General features: G+C 43.2%; 17 protein-coding genes. 6 read left to right on the plus strand and 11 right to left on the minus strand.

From position 1 onward, the window contains the following. Positions 1 to 4: 4 nt before the first annotated feature. Positions 5 to 589 (minus strand): pyridoxal 5'-phosphate synthase glutaminase subunit PdxT, encoded by a 585-nt coding sequence (gene pdxT, locus DBT49_RS06625; protein WP_070560571.1) that lies wholly within the window; start codon positions 587 to 589, stop codon positions 5 to 7. A 1-nt stretch (position 590) separates the two neighbouring features. Beyond that, complete coding sequence (gene pdxS, locus DBT49_RS06630; protein WP_070560570.1) at positions 591 to 1,466, minus strand: pyridoxal 5'-phosphate synthase lyase subunit PdxS; 876 nt, start codon at positions 1,464 to 1,466, stop codon at positions 591 to 593. Between the two features lie 118 nt (positions 1,467 to 1,584). Here pdxS and pdxR point away from each other — a divergent pair, with 118 nt between their 5' ends. Both pdxR and DBT49_RS06640 read left to right on the plus strand, forming a co-directional pair. Further along, positions 1,585 to 2,982 carry a MocR-like pyridoxine biosynthesis transcription factor PdxR gene (gene pdxR, locus DBT49_RS06635; protein WP_101560387.1) on the plus strand — a complete coding sequence of 466 codons (1,398 nt, stop codon included), beginning with the start codon at positions 1,585 to 1,587 and terminating at the stop codon, positions 2,980 to 2,982. An 89-nt stretch (positions 2,983 to 3,071) separates the two neighbouring features. Further along, a complete protein-coding gene (locus tag DBT49_RS06640; protein ID WP_070560566.1) occupies positions 3,072 to 3,626 on the plus strand; it encodes a GNAT family N-acetyltransferase in 555 nt (184 codons plus the stop codon). Positions 3,627 to 3,696: 70 nt separating this feature from the next. On the opposite strand, the gene DBT49_RS06645 is transcribed toward DBT49_RS06640, so the two are convergent. The 7 genes from DBT49_RS06645 to gshAB form a co-directional block, all read right to left on the minus strand. Further along, positions 3,697 to 3,885, minus strand: coding sequence for a hypothetical protein (locus tag DBT49_RS06645; RefSeq protein ID WP_070560565.1), 189 nt, complete (start codon positions 3,883 to 3,885; stop codon positions 3,697 to 3,699). Between the two features lie 9 nt (positions 3,886 to 3,894). Beyond that, positions 3,895 to 4,575: an NAD(P)H-dependent oxidoreductase gene (locus DBT49_RS06650; RefSeq protein WP_070560563.1), complete on the minus strand. Its 681-nt coding sequence runs from the start codon at positions 4,573 to 4,575 to the stop codon at positions 3,895 to 3,897. 290 nt (positions 4,576 to 4,865) lie between these two features. Further along, positions 4,866 to 6,191, minus strand: a complete 1,326-nt coding sequence (locus tag DBT49_RS06655) for an extracellular solute-binding protein (RefSeq protein ID WP_224783861.1) — start codon at positions 6,189 to 6,191, stop codon at positions 4,866 to 4,868. Between the two features lie 5 nt (positions 6,192 to 6,196). Beyond that, the gene (locus DBT49_RS06660) at positions 6,197 to 7,036 is read right to left on the minus strand and encodes a carbohydrate ABC transporter permease (protein ID WP_111846172.1); all 840 of its coding nucleotides are present in this window, start codon (positions 7,034 to 7,036) and stop codon (positions 6,197 to 6,199) included. After that, positions 7,033 to 7,911 (minus strand): carbohydrate ABC transporter permease, encoded by an 879-nt coding sequence (locus tag DBT49_RS06665; RefSeq protein WP_070560558.1) that lies wholly within the window; start codon positions 7,909 to 7,911, stop codon positions 7,033 to 7,035. The genes DBT49_RS06660 and DBT49_RS06665 overlap by 4 nt, the downstream gene beginning before the upstream one ends. Further along, entirely contained in the window at positions 7,904 to 8,989 is a 1,086-nt protein-coding gene (locus DBT49_RS06670) for an ABC transporter ATP-binding protein (protein WP_070560556.1), read from the minus strand. The genes DBT49_RS06665 and DBT49_RS06670 overlap by 8 nt, the downstream gene beginning before the upstream one ends. Before the next feature lie 801 nt (positions 8,990 to 9,790). Next, a complete protein-coding gene (gene gshAB / locus DBT49_RS06675) occupies positions 9,791 to 12,082 on the minus strand; it encodes a bifunctional glutamate--cysteine ligase GshA/glutathione synthetase GshB (protein ID WP_070560554.1) in 2,292 nt (763 codons plus the stop codon). 251 nt (positions 12,083 to 12,333) lie between these two features. Here gshAB and DBT49_RS06680 point away from each other — a divergent pair, with 251 nt between their 5' ends. The 3 genes from DBT49_RS06680 to DBT49_RS06690 all read left to right on the plus strand — a co-directional run bounded on the left by DBT49_RS06680 (position 12,334) and on the right by DBT49_RS06690 (position 15,211). Beyond that, positions 12,334 to 13,206, plus strand: coding sequence for a helix-turn-helix domain-containing protein (locus DBT49_RS06680; protein ID WP_070560552.1), 873 nt, complete (start codon positions 12,334 to 12,336; stop codon positions 13,204 to 13,206). A gap of 168 nt (positions 13,207 to 13,374) precedes the next feature. Beyond that, entirely contained in the window at positions 13,375 to 14,601 is a 1,227-nt protein-coding gene (locus DBT49_RS06685) for an MFS transporter (protein ID WP_070560549.1), read from the plus strand. Between the two features lie 82 nt (positions 14,602 to 14,683). After that, the gene (locus DBT49_RS06690; RefSeq protein WP_180754234.1) at positions 14,684 to 15,211 is read left to right on the plus strand and encodes a nucleotidyltransferase family protein; all 528 of its coding nucleotides are present in this window, start codon (positions 14,684 to 14,686) and stop codon (positions 15,209 to 15,211) included. A gap of 159 nt (positions 15,212 to 15,370) precedes the next feature. Here the strand turns inward: DBT49_RS06690 and spxB are convergent, their stop codons facing one another. Further along, complete coding sequence (gene spxB / locus DBT49_RS06695; protein ID WP_070560546.1) at positions 15,371 to 17,158, minus strand: pyruvate oxidase; 1,788 nt, start codon at positions 17,156 to 17,158, stop codon at positions 15,371 to 15,373. Positions 17,159 to 17,321: 163 nt separating this feature from the next. Here spxB and DBT49_RS06700 point away from each other — a divergent pair, with 163 nt between their 5' ends. Beyond that, complete coding sequence (locus tag DBT49_RS06700; protein WP_070560544.1) at positions 17,322 to 17,879, plus strand: ECF transporter S component; 558 nt, start codon at positions 17,322 to 17,324, stop codon at positions 17,877 to 17,879. Positions 17,880 to 17,945: 66 nt separating this feature from the next. On the opposite strand, the gene DBT49_RS06705 is transcribed toward DBT49_RS06700, so the two are convergent. Continuing rightward, positions 17,946 to 18,518 carry an NADPH-dependent FMN reductase gene (locus tag DBT49_RS06705; RefSeq protein ID WP_070560542.1) on the minus strand — a complete coding sequence of 191 codons (573 nt, stop codon included), beginning with the start codon at positions 18,516 to 18,518 and terminating at the stop codon, positions 17,946 to 17,948. Positions 18,519 to 18,566 lie beyond the last annotated feature (48 nt).

Genomic DNA, 18,566 nt, shown 5'->3' on the forward strand with positions numbered 1-18,566 from the left:
TTACTTATTTTATGCCTGCCTGCTTAAAGGCTTCCACTTTTTGAAGAAAGTACTGATGAATCCGGTAATCCTGGGTCAGTTCGGGGTGGAAGGCTAGGCCAATTTGATTTTCATATTCAACACCCACTACCTTACCATCCACTTGTGAGAGGACTTCAACTTCTGGACCATAGCCAGCAACATAGGGTGCTCGGATAAAGACTGCTGGGTAATCACTAAGGGGACCCACTTGAGTTTGAGTAGCAAAACTACCCAGTTGACGACCGTAGGCATTCCGCTTCACCGTCACGGATAAGGTCCCTAGGTAACGGTTGGGATCATTAGCTATGTGGTCGGCCAAGAGAATTAAGCCAGCACAGGTGGCGAGGGTTGGTAGGCCATCTTGGATCAACTGACGCACGGGTTCTAATAGACCTAATTTTTCCAGCAATTGCCCCTGGACCGTACTTTCTCCTCCAGGTAAGACCAGGCCATCAATGTCATCCAGGTCTTTGAGTTGACGAATTTCTTTTACTTGGGCTCCCAGCTGGCGGAGGATATTCTCATGCTCAATGAAGGCCCCTTGGAGGGCGAGTACAGCGATGGTCATCTTACTGGCCTCGCTCTTCCATAATGATTTGAATTTCACTTGGATTGATCCCCACCATGGCTTCTCCCAAGTCTTCAGATAAGTGGGCAATTAATTGGGCATCTTGGTAGTTGGTCACGGCTTGAACGATAGCAGAAGCCCGCTTAGCTGGGTCGCCTGACTTGAAGATCCCTGAACCAACAAAGACTCCTTCCGCCCCTAATTGCATCATTAAGGCAGCATCGGCTGGTGTTGCCACCCCACCGGCAGAGAAGTTAACTACAGGCAGTTTGCCATGTTCGTGAACATATTGAACTAAGTGATAGGGGACTTTCAGTTGTTTGGCGGCTTCATAAAGCTCGTCTGGCGATAAGGAAGCTACTTGGCGGATTTGGGCATTGATCTTTCTTAGGTGACGGACCGCTTGGACCACGTCGCCTGTTCCTGGTTCCCCCTTGGTTCGAATCATGGAGGCTCCTTCTTCAATCCGACGTAGGGCTTCTCCTAGGTCACGGGCCCCACAAACAAAAGGCACCTTGAAGGCGGTCTTATCAATATGGTAAACATCATCAGCCGGCGAGAGAACTTCCGATTCATCAATATAGTCAATCTCAATGGCTTCTAGAATTTGGGCTTCAACAAAGTGACCAATCCGTACCTTGGCCATAACCGGAATCGATACCGCCTCTTGGATACCCTTGATCATCTTAGGATCACTCATCCGCGAAACGCCACCGGCCGCCCGGATGTCAGCGGGGATCCGTTCTAAGGCCATGACTGCTGCAGCTCCGGCAGCTTCGGCAATGCGTGCTTGTTCTGGTGTGGTAACATCCATAATTACCCCACCCTTTAGCATCTGGGCCAGGGCTTGGTTTAGTTCATATTGTGTCTTTGTCATCTAATGACCTCCTTGATTTGTTGCTTGTCGCTTGTTAAGCTATATCATAATTCAAAAGTGGTCTTAGACAAATAGTCAAAATCACAATAAAAAAGAAGCCAGTAAGGAGTAAATGAAGATGTTAACCTACCATCTAAAAAAAGGCCCAAGTCCCCTCTATCAGCAACTATACCAAGCCATTAAAAGCGATATCATTGCCGGTAAACTAGTTAATGAAGAAAAATTACCTTCTAAACGCAGTCTAGCCAGAAATTTAGGCGTTAGTACCATTACGGTTGAAAATGCTTATGACCAGTTGATTATCGAAGGCCTGGTCTATAGCCAGGAAAAGCGCGGTTATTATGTCAATGATTGGCAAGGCCTTCCCAGTCTCAAAGAGCGCGAAAAAGTTGACCACCATATCCGCCTACCTGAAGAAGAACACTTTACTTTCAACTTTTCCGAAAAGCAAAGTCAGTTAGATAGTTTTCCCTTTTCGATTATGAACCGGATGATGCATGACACCATCGCTAACTACCAAGCTGACCTGCTCAAACCGCCCCTGGGTGGTGGTGTGGCTGCCTTAAGAGAGGCGATTGCTAGTCATTTAGCTTCTTTTCGCGGGATGGCTGTTGACCCCAAGCAGATTATTGTGGGAGCGGGAACGGAATACCTTTACGGTTTGCTGATCCAGCTCCTAGGACGGGATAAGATCTATTGCATTGAAAATCCGGGCTACCCCAAATTACGGCAAATTTACACCAAGCAAGGCGTTGACTGTCGTTTAGCTGGGATCGATGACCAGGGATTGCGGGTTGAAGCACTCGAGAAACAAAAAGCGCAAATTGCCCACCTTAATCCGACCCACCACTTTCCTACTGGGACCACTATGTCGGTTAGTCGCCGCTACCAATTGCTGGCCTGGGCTAATGAAGGCAGTGACCGTTACCTTATTGAGGATGATTATGATAGTGAATTTCGCTTCCACGGTAAGCCCCTTCCTACCCTACAAAGCATTGATGCCAGTGCCAAAGTGATCTATCTTAACACCTTCTCCAAGTCCCTAGCTCCCACCATTCGCATTTCCTATATGGTGCTCCCTGCCCAACTGGCCAACCAATTCTATCGAGACCTCTCCTTTTATTCCTGCACCGTGTCAACCTTTGAGCAGTACAGTTTAGCCCAATTTATTCATGAAGGCTATTTCGAAAAGCACATTAACCGCATGCGCCGCCACTATAGTAAGAAAAGAGAAAAAGTCACCCAGTTGATTAAAGACCAGTTTTCCACTGACCAATGTCAAATCATCGAGGGCGAAACTGGTCTCCACCTGGTCTTAAAATTACAGACTTCTTTGTCCGATGCAGAAGTAAAAGCCCGTTTGCTTAAGCAGGGTATCGGAATTAAGAGTGTCTCCGACTATGATATGGAGCCAGTAGCGGAAAGTCGCCAGCTCTTTCTCTTGAATGATGCCGCCGTTGACCTCAGTAAACTCCAGGAGGCACTAGCCATCGTCAAGGCTGAGTTATTTCCCTAGCTTCTGTCTGAACAGCCAATGCCAAGATGGCTAGTTTTCTAAAGGGGAATGATATATAATTAATTAACTTTTTGGGGAGGTAAATTATTATGAATCATTTAGGTAGCCAAGAACTGGAAAGTCAGCGTCTCATTTTACGCCCCTTTGTAATGACTGATGTCGACCAGGCCTACCAGCACTGGACCAGTGACCCAGAAGTCACCAAGTACTTAACCTGGCCTAGGCACCAGTCTCCTGCTGTCACCAAGGAAGTGATTTCCCAATGGGTGGCTAACTATAATCAGCCGGGCTTCTACCAATGGGCCATTGTTTTAAAGGCAAGCAATGAAGTCATCGGTAGTATTTCCGCCGTTGACGTCAAAGAAAAAATTTCTGCCGTCCACATTGGCTATGCTATTGGCCGAAAATGGTGGGGCTTGGGGATAACCACCGAAGCCTTTGAGCGTATTATTCCTTTCTTCTTTGATGAAGTCGGAGTCAACCGGATTGAATCCATGCACGACCCTAAGAACCCAGCTTCTGGCAAGGTCATGGAGCATTGCGGCTTAGTTTATGAAGGCACTCTCCGCCAAGCTGACCGTAACAACCAAGGCCTCTGTGATGCCGCCTACTACGGTCTCTTGAGAGAAGATTACTATCGGTAAGACAAAAAGCAGCGAACCAATCGCTGCTTTTTAGCTTGTTCTTTATCTTATTTTTTAAGCTCACAAGTTTTTACCAATTTTCCTTATCCCAAGATAGGCCGTCTAATTGCCCACTTGCTTGCTGGTAACGCAAGTCCAAGGCCTCAATAGCCGCTTGGCAGGCTGCGAGATAGGCACGTTGACCGTAGTCCTGACTTTCCTTTTCGGCCTTCTCGAGAACTTCTTTGGCCCAGGGGCCTAACGGATCATTTTCAATCATAATAACCTCCTAGTGTCGTGTCGTTTTTGGCAAGGTGGCTTCCAGCATGTCTAATTCATCCAGTCGCCCCTCCCAAGCATCGATCAATAAGTCAACTTTGCTGCTAAGTTCAGAAGAAAAGTCTCCCTGCTGATCTCTTAAATGATCGATTAACCAACGGCTCCTTTGACTAAAGCCGCCCCGCTTAGGATTCAAGAGATAGTATTGAAAGGCGACATAGTATTCCCTTTGGTCAGCTTCACTGAGATAGTGGTATTGGCTGAGTATAAAGGCAGGAAGAAATTCCCACTTTAGGGTCTGACACAGGGTTTGATAAGGGCTAAAGAGAGTCGATAAGCTGACATTATTCTTCCCACCAGCCTGGTAATAAGACAAGGGACTCCCCACCGTCACTATCAAGCCCAGTGATTTACCAGCAAGTTGCCTATCGTTCTGGTCCAGAAAGTCATCACTTAACAGGTCCTGTAACCACTGCACTAAGTGTCCAGGTGCTTGGTACCAATAAAGGGGAAACTGTAAATAAATCCGCTCATTCTTCAACAAGACTTCTTGGGATTCTTGAATAAAATCCTCATCATAGCTTGTCGGAACAGGGATAAAATTAGTTTCTTTGGGGCAAGCTGCCCTTAGAAATTGATGGCTACTAGAATTTTCCAAGTCAGGATGCCCACAAAAAATACTTACTGTCACTCTACCCATCTCCTTTTTCCTGTTTCGCTTTCTATTCTAACAAATCACTCACAGCTTAGCAGACTAGCGGACTCAGAAAGAGCCAATTTAATGCGCCCTGTTAAATTTAGTCATTAAAAAAGAGACTGGAACAAAAGTCCCAGTCTCTTTTCAAAATACGAACTATCTAATCAAAATGTGCTCCGTCACAGGACGAACGTCCGCTTCAAAAACTGATAACGCTCAGCTTCACTGAGCTTATCCCAGTTTTCTCCAGCGATTTCGTCCTTTGAAGTGACTGTCACACTCTATTAATCCTCTCGGGCATTGACTTGGTCGAGGGCTTTTTGAGCAGTTTCTTGGGCTTCGGCTAAGGCTTCTTCCGCTGGGATATTTTGCAATTCGACCTTATCCCGAGCATCAGAAAGGGCTTGATAAATTTTACCACCGGTAGGATCCGTAAAGCTGTAAGAAGCATGGGTGGATTGGTCCATCGGTGTCTTATAAGCCGGATTTTCGGCTAGGAATTCACTAAAGCCCGGTACCTTATTCATGGTGTCATCAATACGAACTGGTACATAGCCTACCGCCTTGGTCCAGTCAGCCTGAACTTGGGGGCTAGTAAAGTACTTGATCCATTCAAAAGCTGCCCTGGCTTCTTGGTCGGAAGCTTGGTCAGGAATTGCTAGGTACAAGCCTTCTGACATGGGACGGGGCTCATGACCATTGCAGCCCGGTTGTTCAGCTGACCCAATAATATCAAAATCAAGGTCCGCCTTATCCCCAGAGGACCCGGTATAGCCTATCGATTTACCGGTCATGACATTGTCAATGGTCCGGTACCAATATTCCCAACCTTGTCCCCCAGATTCAATGGGACTGGTACCGTCATGGATATTTTCCCGGATGAAGTTCCAGGAATCAACCCAGGGCGCTTGGTCAATAAGAACCTGAGTACCATCATCAGAAATAATTTGCCCCCCAGAACTATAGGCGATATCAATCAAATTATCGGTCCCCCACATTAACTGGTGACCATTTTCAACATAGCCGTCTTCTTGGAGTTGCTTAGAATAAGCCATCACCTTTTCCCAGGAAGCATACATGTCATCTGGATCAACGCCCGCTTCATCTAAGATATCCTTACGATAATACATGACCTGGGTAGTCCCAAAGGCGGGAAAACCGTAGACTTGACCATCAGAAATGGCTAAGTCCATAAAGACAGGCAGGAAGTCATCGGGGTCCATGCTAGAATCCATGAAATCGTTGAGGGGTTTAAGAATTTGCGAGTCCGATTGTTCGACAATGTCATCCGATAAGACCACAGCCGGAGCGATGTCAGCTGCAATGGCCGCTTGGAGTTTCTGATAGGTTTCATCATAATTAGCCTGAGCGACACCGATCACACGGACTTGGTCTTGACTATTATTGAAGTCCTCAATAATTTCCTCCATGGTTTGTCCGGCAATGGAACCCAAACCATACCAAAATTCTATTTCCACCCGGTCACCGCTTGCTTGGTCACTATGCTTGCGGTCATATTCAGCTAAGGCTTCCTGAGCTTGCTGAGAACACCCTCCCAGAAACAGCAAGGCGGTAAACAGGGTCAGTAAAATCTTTACAAATTTCTTCATCTTGATCATCCTTTCGTCCCTGAGCCAGAAATCCCTTGTACAAACCATTTTTGTAGGAGAACAAAGAGGATCAGTAAGGGAACCACAACCAAGGTATTGGCTGCCATCAACCGTGGGAGGTTATCAATAAAGTTCCCCTGAGTGGTAAAGAGCTGGTTCAAACCATTGGATACCAGCATCTTGGCCTCACTAGAAATGATTAGGGATGGCCACATGTAGTTATTGTAGTGGGTCACAAAGTTGATCAAGGCGGTGGTTAAAATCGCCGAGCGTGAATAAGGAACGATAATCCGCCATAAGATTTGCCAAGAATTAGCCCCCTCTACTTGGCCAGCTTCAACTAATTCAATCGGCACGGAACGGAAGGTCTGTACCAAATAAAAAATTGAGAAGACACTAGCAATATTGGATACAATCAGACCGGTTAAGGTATCTAAGAGACCCATCTGCGCTAGAATCACAAAGGATGGCACATAGGTAGTAGCCACCGGTAACATATAGGTTAATAAGATCGAGGTATAGAGGAATTTCTTCCCTTTAAAGTGGAAGAATACCAAACCATAAGCCATTAAAGCACTGAGAATTAACTGTACAATAACAATGACTAAGGCGGTAAAAATACTGTTAAAGATATAAAGATCAAAGGGCCCTAATTCAAAGACGCCCGCAAAGTTCTTAAAGGAAAGAAAATCAGGGGCTAAGGACGCGGGATTAGATAGGATAGTTGCCGCATCTTTAAAGGCATTTGACGCCATCCATAATAAAGGATAAACCATTAAAAAGCTGAGGAATAAGAGTAAGATTGAACGAATAATTCCCTTACTGTCCCATTTTTTATTTCTCATGCTACACCCTCCTTACGATAATGCCCTTGTAAGCTAAAGATCGCAAAGGCTAAGAGACCAGTAATAACTAACATAATCACTGACAAGGCCGTTGCCTTACCCATGTTAAACTCTTCAAAGGCGAGTTGATAGAACATATAGAGTAAGGTTCGTGTCGCCCCAGCAGGCCCACCTTGGGTTAGGACGTTAATTTGGTCATAAGCTTGGATAGAAGAAATTAAGGTAATCACCGATAGAAAGAGAGTCGTGGGTAGGGTCATGGGGAAGTAAATCGTCCGGATCCGTTGCCAGTAACTAGCCCCGGCAATATCACAGACTTCATCATAGGATGGTGAAATACTGGACATGGCGGTGGAATAAAATAACATGGCCCAGCCCGCATTCTTCCAAACGGTCACGACGATGACTGCCACCATGGCAAAGGTGGAAGAAGACAACCAGTCCGGCCCCGCAACCCCAATATGGGCTAAGAGATTATTGATGAGTCCTTCCGGTTGGTACATCCAGGACCAAACAATGGAGACCGCAACCATGGGGGTTACCCAAGGTGCAAAGAGGCAGGCCTGGATGAAATTATGCATGAATTTTTGCCGAATTAATAAGAGAGCTAATAAAAAGCCGATAACTAAGGTCGGTATCACTGTCCCTAATGAAAATACCACCGTATTCCACAAGGACGAAGCAAATTCTTCAGAAGTAATCAGGTCGGTGTAGTTTTCTAACCCGACAACGTCATAAGTTGGTGAAATGTAGTCCCAATTGGTAAAAGAAATAAAAAGGGAAATGAACATTGGCAGGAACCAGAAAATTAATAAAGGCAGGAGTGGGACTAAGATATAAATGAGCCACTGCTTTTTATTCATGTCTTTAATCATTTTCAGTCACCAGTCTTTCCCCACTTTCCTTGTCGAAGTAGTAGAGATCCTTACTATCTAGATTAAAGGCAATTTCCTGACCGGCTTCAAAGCGCTTGTCAGTCGCCTCTTTAATGATCACTTGGGAGACTTCTAATTTCACATGGAGATCATAGTCAGCACCTAAGAGTTCAACCATCTGGATAGTCCCAGTAAAGTGAGCTTGGTCAACATTATCCGTCACTTTGGCTTTTTCTGGCCTAAAACCGACCACAATATCTTGGCCTTCAGCGAAATCACCTGGTAAGTGGTCGACTAAGACCCGGTCGGTTTTGGATAAAATCTTGCCCTCTTTGACATGGGCTTGGATGGTATTCATTGGTGGTGTTCCCAGGAAGGTTGCCACAAAAAGATTCTTAGGGTTGTTATAAACCTCCCAGGGAACTCCGATTTGTTGGATTTCTCCTTGGCTCATTACAACAATCCGGTCAGCCATGGTCATGGCTTCGGCTTGGTCGTGGGTCACGTAAACTGTGGTAGCATGAAGGTGTTTTTGTAAATTAACAATCTCACTCCGCATTTGCACCCGAAGTTTAGCGTCCAAGTTACTCAAAGGTTCATCCATCAATAAAATACCAGCTGACTTAACGATGGCTCTGGCAAGGGCAACCCGTTGCATCTGACCGCCTGATAAGGCCGCTGGTTTTTTATCTAAATAGTCGCTTAAGCCCACCAATTCAGCAGCCTCTTTGACCGCTTTTTCACGTGTACTCTTGTCGACCTTTCTAATCTTTAAGCCAAAGCCAATATTATCGGCAACCGATAAGTGTGGGAAGAGTGCATAATTTTGAAAGACCATGGCAATATTACGGTCTTTGGCATCTTTATTATTCACCACTTCACCATCAATTAATAAGTCACCTTGGCTAATTTCTTCCAAGCCGGCAATCATCCGCAAGGTGGTTGACTTACCACAGCCAGATGGGCCGACAAAGACAATAAATTCACCGTCACCAACATCTAAATTAAAGTTTTTGACGGAGTAATTTTTATTGCCCGGATAACGTTTACTCACATTTTTCAATTCAATTGTTGACATTAATATCCCCCTATCTGAAAGAAACAGGGACTAACCAGTAAGGCATTAGCAATGCCCAAGCTACTGATTAATCTCTCAATTACAATCGAACAAACGTACGTCAATACTACTCTAACATATATTTTTTAAATTTTCATTAAATACACTCCCTAACTAAAGGACTGCCTTAATCTCATTTAGTCCTTATTAGCAGGCAATTAACTGGGGGCATATCGCAATCTACATGGGTCAGTGATCGATAAAATCGTTGACAAGCAGACCAAAAATCAGTAAACTAGACTCCTAATAATTTTTTCATTGCTTTCATAATCCATTACTTATGAAAGCATGGCTACAAAGCACAAAGTTCCTGTTTTGTGACTAGCTTGTAGATACAATTGATCACGTAAAAAGGCCCAGTTTATAAACTGAGCCTTTTTTCGTTACTTAAATTTTGTCGCACTCTATAGTTGAGTTCGTACGCCAGCCTTGAAGTTGCTTCAAAAAATGCCAACGCACAGTTTCCTGTGCTTATGGTATTTTTCTCCAGCAATTCAAGTCTCTGACGGCGTCCTCACATCCTTCCCAAACGTGCTCCAGTCACAAGACGAACGTCCGCTTCAAAAACTGGTAACGCTCAGTCTCACTGAGCTTATCCCAGTTTTCTCCAGCGATTTCGTCCTTTGTTGTGACTGTCGCACTCTATTCAAACCTGCTCCAAGCCCAGAGCAAGCATCCGCTTCAGAAAAAACGACAAATTCTATTTCAGAATTTATCGTTTTTTCTTCCAGCGATCTTGCTCTTTGACGGGCTTGTCGCACTCTATTTCAAAAAGCCTTTTTCGGGGAAGAGGTAGTGGAGTAAGGCTTCAGTAACCCTAACCCCTTGGCCTTGGGCTGGATAGACGTGCATCATCATCATGGGGTTAAAGTTGGCCTCAATAAAGCCATAATTGGCCCCAGTTTCACTGACTTGGGCAGGTTTTTTTATGTCTTGAATCATTAAATCAATCCCGGTAATGTTAACGCCTAAGGCCTGAGCCATTTGACTGGCAAGCTCAAGATAGGAAGGATGGACTTGGTCTGTGACATCGATGGAGTCGCCTCCGGTGGAAATATTAGAGTTCTCTCTTAAGTAAGCCTTTTGCCCTTCTTCTAAGACACTGTCGAAGGTCAAGCCTTGTTGTTTAAGATTCAGGGCTTCGATATCTCCCAATTGAATTTTTTCCAGTGGGGTGCGGTGGTCCAAGCCTCGCTTAGGGTCTTTATTTTTCTCAGCGACTAATTGTGCGATTGTCGCTTTCCCATCGCCGACCACATTAGCGGGCACCCGGAGCAAGACAGCAATGGTCTTGCCATCGAGAACAAAGAAGCGGTACTCTACCCCTGACACATAGTCTTCCAAGAGCACACTATCGTCAGCTTCAAAGGCAATCCGACAGGCTTCTAGGAGCTCTTCACGACTGGGTCCTTGCTTAAAGATGGAAATGCCAATTCCCATATTAGTCGATTTGGGTTTAACCACTAAGGGGCGGTCAAGATAGAGACCAGCTGCCGCCTCGATTTCGCTTAAACTGTGATAGGTCCGTGATTTGGGCACTTGGAAGCCAGCTTCTTGGATAATCTGCTTGGTGACTTCTTTATTGGCTAAAAGATAGTGAGAAATATAGCTATCCTTGCTAGTAATATTGCCATTTTTAACATATTCAATATGGTCGCCTAGAGAAAGACGTAGTAAATTGTCCGACCGGTCTAAAATTTCCACTTGGATCCCTGAACGAATCGCATCAGCTATAAAGATCTGGGTAGAGAGCTCCATATCGGTAAAGCCACCTAGTTGATAAGGGGCTTTCAGCGCTTGCTTGCGGTTCTTTTCAGCAATCGCTAAGCCAGCCGCTAACCAGTCTTCCACAGTTGGATAGGCTTTGACAATTTGGGCTGCTGGAGTTTCTTCTGGAGCTTCCAGGCGATGAAGAATTTCTTCAATCAATGCCAATTTCTCTTGGCTAATCCCTAAGTCAGCCAACATTTGCCGCATCCCCTCGACGATCCGCTTACCTTCTTCATAATAGGCGGTTCGGCTGAAAGGATCTTCATTGGCCACTTGGGTTTTGATCTTAACGCCCAATTCGATTTCAGGGTCATCCGCCATTTCATCGATCCAGAGCAAGTAGAGTAAGAAGTATTTAATAAAGACCAGCTCTTTTAATTGAATGCCATAAGGGGCATCGCCTTGGATATCGGTATTACGAACTTCCAAGTACTTAATCCCGGTATGGAGTAGGTCTCTGACCTTAGCTCCGCCCCGCAAACGCACATTAGAATAGAATTCCTTCTCAGCGTAGAGATGGCCGGTTTTGACATTATTTTCTAGGGTTGTAATATAAGTTTCCAAATCGTGGTAGGAAACATGAACATCCTCATGGTTAATATAGCCGTGCTCAGAATTCCGCAAACTCCGCACCGGATGGTCAACAGGCTCTACCCCCGGTTCAAAGAAAGAATCGTGGGCATAGGGACTAGCACCCAAGAAGTAGACAATCACCCATTGGTAGCGTAGAAAATTGCGGGCCAATTTTAAGTAGAGGGCGTTTTGGGTATCAAATAGGTTCTCATAGTCGCTATATCCAGCTTGGTAAAACCCCTTAATAAAGTCGGGATCGAGACCAAAGTTATAGTGGAGACCAGAAATCATTTGCAATTTCTTCCCATAGGCTCCGACTAAGTATTCCCGGTAATCCACAGCTGCAGGGTCATCCAGTTGGGCCACCTTAATCTGGTCATCACTAGGTAATTGCGGTGGCATACTGTAAGGCCAGATCGCTTCTTCGTTGTCTAGATGTCTGAGGGTGACATCATAAATCGCGTGCATCCACTCAAGCACGCCCTCTTCACGGCCAATCACAGGGGGTGAGACTAATTCTGTTTGTGATTCAGCAAAATCACGCTGGATATACTGGTTTTCACTGGACCCATCCACCCTTTGAGGATGAGGCGTTTGGGCAATATGCCCTTCTGGTGTTACCCGGTGACCTTCTTTTTCAATACCAATGGAGGTATTTTCAAATAAGGCAGCGGTGTTTTCATTTTTGATATAGGCTTGTAATTGATTCATAACTTGTTTTCTCCCTAATAGTACGTGAGGTACTTAGACTATTTCCTTAACTTTACCACGATTAGATAATGGGAAAAAGTGTTTAGCTTACTTTTTGTTATTAAGTTTTCCTTACTAATATGTTATCAAGCTTGAACCCTTAGAAAGGTCCAAACTGATAGAAATAATAAACTTTATTATATAAAAATAGGATATACTACTCATTAACAAAATATTGTCACTATAATTAAACTATTGAGAGGTTTATAGCTATGAAACAACTCGGACCAATTTTTAAAAGACTTCGTGAAGCTAGGCATATTTCCTTAGCCGATGCTAGCAGTAATAACTTTTCCCCCTCTATGCTCTCTAAGTTCGAAAATGGGAAGAATGAAATCTCAGCACTGAAGCTATTTACAGCTTTGGAAAATACTCATATTGAAGTCAATGAATTCCTTTATCTCGCCAGGGGGTTCTCTGAAAGCCCACTAGTCAGACTGCAAGAAAAAATCCTTGAATCTGAATTGAGCACCGACTATCAAGCGCTTAAAGACTTATACCACTCAGAAATAGAAAAATGGAGAAAGGACCCTTCTAAACCAAACCATAAAATTAATTCAATCATTATTAAAGCCCATATGAAGGGATTGGACGAAAGTACCCAATTAACTGAAGAAGAGAATACCTTCTTACATGACTATCTCTTCAGCACAGAAATTTGGGGAAACTATGAATTAACCCTATTAGCCATCAGCTCAACCCTTATTTCTTCCCGATTATTTACTCACTATACTCGCGAAATGTTACATAAATCTGATTTTCTTGGTTCATTAAAGAGTAATAGACACTTAATCCAAACGCTTTTAATGAATGGCTTCCTTCTTTGTATTGATAAGGAAGATTATGTCAATGCGGATTACTTTGACAAAAATATACAGGACCATTTCTTTAAAGAAAACGAAACTTACTACCGGATTATCTACCTCTGGGCCAAGGGGCTATATGCTTATAAATTAAATGGGGCCTCAGAGGGTATCGATCAAATGAAAACAGCTGTTAATATATTGAAGACACTTCATTGTGATAATGTTGCTAATTACTATCAAAAAGCCATGATTAAAGAAGAAACGAATCGACTAGGTTGAATATATTCAATCAAGTCAATTTATTTTTGACACTTATTTCACTTTAAAAGCTTACCACTACTCTTTAAAGGTGCCTTTTTAAGCAGATAGCTATTGGAATATATTCAAAATTCATTTTCTTAAATGAAGTAAATCATACAATACTTGAATAGAGAGGATGTATGAATAATGAATTTACTGTTTAAGAATAGAATTTACCGCTATTTAAGCCTATCGCGTTTCTTTAACACCATGGGATCAGCCCTTTATAATATTGTTTTTATTGTCTATGCGGCTAATTGTTTTCATTCGAATTTAATCGTTGGAATAGCCAATATTATCTTGGTGATCCCAAGTCTTTTCACAGTCTTTGTCGGTATTAAGGCTGATAATACCATTAATAAAAATAAATATTTAATTTTATGCGGATTTATTCAGGCAATATTATTTACCCTGGTAGCACTTATTATTAACCAAGCGACCTTATTTATTTTTTCTAGCGTCAGCCTCATTAATATAATCAGTGATATATTAAGTGATTACAGCAATGGACTAAAAATGCCAATGATTCAAAGGCATATTGCTCAAAAGGACTTAATAGAGGCTTATTCCTTTACTCAGTTGATTACTTTTATTTGTAGTCTCTCTGGACAAGCAATTGGGATCTGGCTACTTACTCTTTCAAATAATGATTTCAGCAAAGTCGCACTCATCAATGCCCTATCCTTTTTAATATCTGTTGGACTGTTATTTCCCATAGTCAAAAAATTAGACTATAACAAAGTAAGCAGGGACAGTCATCGACCGAAAAGCTTAATAAAAGAAATTATACCTATCTTCACCCAAATCAAAGGATTATTTGACCAGTCTACTCATTCACATTTTATTCACTTATTAATCGCTGTCCTCTTGCTAAACGCTCTAGGGGGTTCTACCACAGCAATCTATAATATTTTTCTTCTGAAAGAAAATTTATTTAACTTGTCATATAGCCAAGCCCTCTTAGTCGTTGAAGCTGTAACAGTCAGTGGCATTCTCTTAGCAAGTCTCAGACCCTACGATTATTTTTCTCAACTGTCTATTGGCCAACTATTAAAAGTAACTGCCACTATCTTTATTTTGATGGGGCTGGCGAACTTTTTACATTTGCCAGTTATCGTGGGATTATTTTTTCTCACTTTCGCCGCCTATCTCTCGGGAAAGATAAACCCCAAAATTAATGCTTTACTCCTATCCCGAGTTCCCAGCCACGTTTTAGCCCGAACCAGTAACTTTCTTTCCCTACTTTTTACCCTATCCATTCCCCTTGGAACAGGAATTTACAGTCTTATTTCTGCTTGGAACATGTCTATGACCTGGCTATTATTTACTAGCACTGCCGGACTGATTACATTATTATCTATAAGTAAAGAATAATGATTATTCTGATCAGTAACGAAGAAAGGAAAGCTCTAAATTGATTGATATCAAAAATATCATTGAATCAAGCCCCGAACTCATGGAGCTACTTAAAATTATCCGTTCATTTAAACTTCCAGATGCTTGGCTCTGTGCGGGATGCTTGCGCAATTATCTTTGGGACTATTTCAGCCATGCTGACCTCAACAAAAGTATCTACTTCTCAGATATCGATGTGATCTTCTATGATAAAAATATTTCCTACCAAGAAACCTTTAATATTGAAAAGACCATCAAAGAAAGATATCCCTACTACAATTGGGAGGTCAGAAATCAATATGATATGCATAAACACAGTCCCCATAGTAAAAGATATACTTCATCGAAAGACGCTGTCAGCAAATTTCCGGAAAAGTGTACGGCCATTGCGGCGCGCTTAGATGAAAACGGTCAGGTCGAGTGCTATGCCCCTTATGGTTACGAGGATATTATCCACTTTAAAGTGTCTCCTACCCCTCACTTCCTAGCAGATAGCGACCGGCTAAGAATTTATCAGGAAAGGGTCACAAAGAAAAATTGGCAAAAAACCTGGCCACAACTTTCTATTGAAGGCATAGAGCAAAACTAAAAAAGCAGCCAGAGACTGAAGCAATTCTAGTCACAGAGACAAGAGCTTTCAATCACTGGCTGCTTGATTAAGTATACGGCACACAAATATTATAGGAGTTTTATGTTTATTATTTTTCTAACATGGTTATTCTGCAGATGTAAAAACATCATAGACAGCTTACAGGGTTTCCTTCCATTGGTATTGGCGGATTTCGACACCCTCAGCCTCCAGAAAATCCGTTAAAGGTTTGAGCTCTTCAGCGTAATAACGTTCCTTAAACTTAGCGATATCTTCTTTTGAGTGGAGTTTAGAATCCAGCTCCAAGTGTTCCACTGGAATTGGACGGTCAAGACTGATCTTACAGTCAATGACAACCACTTTACCGTCTTTTTCATCAGCAACCGCTTGGCTGAAGACCTCCTTCAATTGGCTAATCTCAGTCACGGTATAAGCAACAGCGCCTTGAGCCTTACCAATCATCGCGAAGTCAACATCTGCGATATCAATCCCATAGAAGTTATCGTTGGTATCTTCTTGTTCGTCACGAATAAAGCCAAAACGTTCATTGGTGAAGACCACGTTAATCATAGGGAGCTTGTATTTGACTGCGGTAACAATATCTTGCATGGCCATGGAGAAGCCCCCATCGCCGGCTAAGTTCCATACTTGACGGTCTGGCATTTCCAGTTTTGCGGCAATAGCTCCTGGAAGACCATTTCCCATGGTAGCGAAGATATTTGAGGTCCGCCAAGTATTCTTCGGCGTCATATGTAGGTGACGGATAGAGGTTTGAGTGGTATTCCCCACATCAATCGAATAGACAGCATCTTCATCAGCCACTTGGTTAATAGCGTGGTAGACTTGGAAGAGTTGCAATTCTCCGCTCTCTCTTTGCTCGAGACTTTGGAGATAGTCTTTCCAGTTTTTCGCATTGTCGATATTGGCCTTGTACCAGCCATTATCGGTTTTTTCTTCAATTTTTTCTGTGATTTGGCGGATAGCTTCTCCCGCATCCCCTAAGATGCTAACATCAGCGTCATGGCGCTTACCGAGTTTTTGTTGGTCGATATCGATTTGGATAAAGTGTTTGACATGGTCAAAAGTCCCTTCGACTTCAGCAAAAGGAAAGTTAGACCCAGCAAAAAGAATGGTGTCTGCTTCTTCTAAGGCTTCATTAGCCGGCTTCCATGCCACCCGGTAGGCAGAGCCTAGGAGGGCATCAAAGTCATAATCGAAATTATCAAAGTTAATCCCGGTCACAACTACTGGGGCTTTGATTTTCTTAGACAATTCCACCACGTCTTGGCCACTACCTTGGGTTCCAATACCAGCATAGATAATTGGCCGTTCACTAGCTGCTAAGACTTTAACCGCTTCATCAATATCCTCAGCACCGGGTGTCATGAGTGGATAGTCGCGGTAACTCTTAGCTGAGGAATACCAGGAATCTTCTTCCAAAGGTTCCCAACCAAAGCTGACTGGCACTTCAACTGCCGCCACGCCTTTTCTAGCAATGGCGGTACGGATGGCTTCGTCTAAGACCTTAGGCAGTTGCTCAGCATAAGCTACCCGACGGTTATAAACAGCCACATCAGCAAAATAAGGGTTTTGGTTGAACTCTTGGAACATGTCATAGTTAGCTTGCACTTCTGGGCGTTGGCCGATAATGGCTAAGACCGGCACATTATCCTCTTTGGCATCATAGAGACCATTGTAGAGGTGGGTTGCCCCTGGTCCTGCTGACCCGATACAAGCCGCAATCTTACCAGTGAATTTAGCGCTCATGGAAGCTGCCAAAGCTCCCGTTTCTTCGTGACGGACCTGGATGAAGTTAATCTTTCCTTGCTCCTTTTCAAAAGCATCCATTAAAGAGTTGAGCGAACCGGCTGGCAGGCCGTAAACGTTCTTAATTCCCCAATCTTCCAATACACGCAGTCCTGCCACCCATGCATCGATAGTCGCCATTCTATTGTCCCTTTCCTTTCTTTTCAATTAAACAAATTATCTTTTCACCATCACTTTATCAAAAGCAAGGCAAAAATATGAATAATATGCTCAATTTTTTCTTTTACCAGTTAAAATATGGGTTATAATTTAAAACAAATTTAATTAAAAGGAGCGATAACTTATGCATAAAAATAATTCTCTCTTTGAATGGGTGGCCATGGGGATGTATGCAGCTCTCATTATTTTAGCCATTACTTTTATTCACATTCCTATGCCTTCCGCTATTTCCAAGAGCTTTGTTCACCCAGGCAACGCCCTAGTGGTTCTCGGAGTCCTCTTAATGGGAGAAAAGCGAGGCACCTTAGCCGCTGTAGCGGGTCTATTCCTCTATGATGTCCTCAATGGCTATGCTTCGGTGGCGATTTTCACAGTTCTAGAAAACCTGGTGGTGATTGCCGTCGTTAGCCTACTCTTCCGCAAGGTCTTCCATTCAGAATTGACCATCGGACGCTTAGCCACTATTGGAATCGTCGCTGGGGTGACCAAGGTCATTGTCATTTTCATCAAGTACACCTTCCGTCAAGTCTTACTAGGCAATTCCCTAGCAGCAGCCATGGCCATCGCCGCAACCGGTATGCCAGCCAGCTTATTCACAGCAGCAGTAACAGCTGTCCTAGTTACCCTGCTCTATTATCCAATGAAAAAAGTCGTTGACCGTTACCCCGCTTTAGCCGCTTAAAACAGATTAATTACCCCTAATAAAAAGGGACTGTGGATTTTTTCACAGTCCCTTTATTTATAAGTGTTATTTTTTAGGATTTTTAGCCATCAAGTCTTCGAATTGATCAATATAGGATTGAACAAAGTTAATGGTTGATTCTTGTTTGAACTTGCCATCTTCGTCTAAGAGGTCAGCTGAATGACCCAAGAAGACTTCAGGTTGTTGGATAGTTGGCATCACGAAGTAAGACAAAGCTAGACGTAAGTTCTTGTTTGCACTGTATCCCCCCATGGCACCGACCGAATGCGAGATAATTGCAGCCGGTGTATTGGTCCAAGCCACTGCTCCCTTAGGTTTTGAAGCCACGTCAACTGCATTCTTTAAGCAGGCAGGAATGGTCCGGTTATTTTCAGGGGTAACAAATAAGACCCCGGCGGCATCATTAATGGCTTGACGGAAGCTCACATAGCTTTCTGGTAAGGGTTTATTAGTCATTTCAGCGTCATCGTAGTCAGCATCATATAGGGGTAAGTCACGAATTTCGACAATTTCAGCCTCATAGTCGTCACTAAACATGTCGATCGCATTTTGAGCAATCTTGCGTGCATAGGATCCCTCACGTAAACTTCCCACTAAAACTACAACTTTTTTTGCCATAATAATTTCCTTTCTCCTTTAAAATAATATTTATTAAAATTAAACTAT

It is taken from the genome of Aerococcus mictus (genome assembly GCF_003286595.3).
In the GTDB taxonomy this organism is placed as follows: domain Bacteria; phylum Bacillota; class Bacilli; order Lactobacillales; family Aerococcaceae; genus Aerococcus; species Aerococcus mictus.

What these genes read in the sequence shown, in the direction of transcription:
- pdxT (WP_070560571.1), bottom strand. Translation starts at nt 589, where the DNA reads ATGACCATCGCTGTACTCGCCCTCCAAGGGGCCTTCATTGAGCATGAG.
- pdxS (WP_070560570.1), bottom strand. Translation starts at nt 1,466, where the DNA reads ATGACAAAGACACAATATGAACTAAACCAAGCCCTGGCCCAGATGCTA.
- pdxR (WP_101560387.1), top strand. Translation starts at nt 1,585, where the DNA reads ATGTTAACCTACCATCTAAAAAAAGGCCCAAGTCCCCTCTATCAGCAA.
- DBT49_RS06640 (WP_070560566.1), top strand. Translation starts at nt 3,072, where the DNA reads ATGAATCATTTAGGTAGCCAAGAACTGGAAAGTCAGCGTCTCATTTTA.
- DBT49_RS06645 (WP_070560565.1), bottom strand. Translation starts at nt 3,885, where the DNA reads ATGATTGAAAATGATCCGTTAGGCCCCTGGGCCAAAGAAGTTCTCGAG.
- DBT49_RS06655 (WP_224783861.1), bottom strand. Translation starts at nt 6,191, where the DNA reads ATGAAGAAATTTGTAAAGATTTTACTGACCCTGTTTACCGCCTTGCTG.
- DBT49_RS06660 (WP_111846172.1), bottom strand. Translation starts at nt 7,036, where the DNA reads ATGAGAAATAAAAAATGGGACAGTAAGGGAATTATTCGTTCAATCTTA.
- DBT49_RS06665 (WP_070560558.1), bottom strand. Translation starts at nt 7,911, where the DNA reads ATGATTAAAGACATGAATAAAAAGCAGTGGCTCATTTATATCTTAGTC.
- DBT49_RS06670 (WP_070560556.1), bottom strand. Translation starts at nt 8,989, where the DNA reads ATGTCAACAATTGAATTGAAAAATGTGAGTAAACGTTATCCGGGCAAT.
- gshAB (WP_070560554.1), bottom strand. Translation starts at nt 12,082, where the DNA reads ATGAATCAATTACAAGCCTATATCAAAAATGAAAACACCGCTGCCTTA.
- DBT49_RS06680 (WP_070560552.1), top strand. Translation starts at nt 12,334, where the DNA reads ATGAAACAACTCGGACCAATTTTTAAAAGACTTCGTGAAGCTAGGCAT.
- DBT49_RS06685 (WP_070560549.1), top strand. Translation starts at nt 13,375, where the DNA reads ATGAATTTACTGTTTAAGAATAGAATTTACCGCTATTTAAGCCTATCG.
- DBT49_RS06690 (WP_180754234.1), top strand. Translation starts at nt 14,684, where the DNA reads ATGGAGCTACTTAAAATTATCCGTTCATTTAAACTTCCAGATGCTTGG.
- spxB (WP_070560546.1), bottom strand. Translation starts at nt 17,158, where the DNA reads ATGGCGACTATCGATGCATGGGTGGCAGGACTGCGTGTATTGGAAGAT.
- DBT49_RS06700 (WP_070560544.1), top strand. Translation starts at nt 17,322, where the DNA reads ATGCATAAAAATAATTCTCTCTTTGAATGGGTGGCCATGGGGATGTAT.
- DBT49_RS06705 (WP_070560542.1), bottom strand. Translation starts at nt 18,518, where the DNA reads ATGGCAAAAAAAGTTGTAGTTTTAGTGGGAAGTTTACGTGAGGGATCC.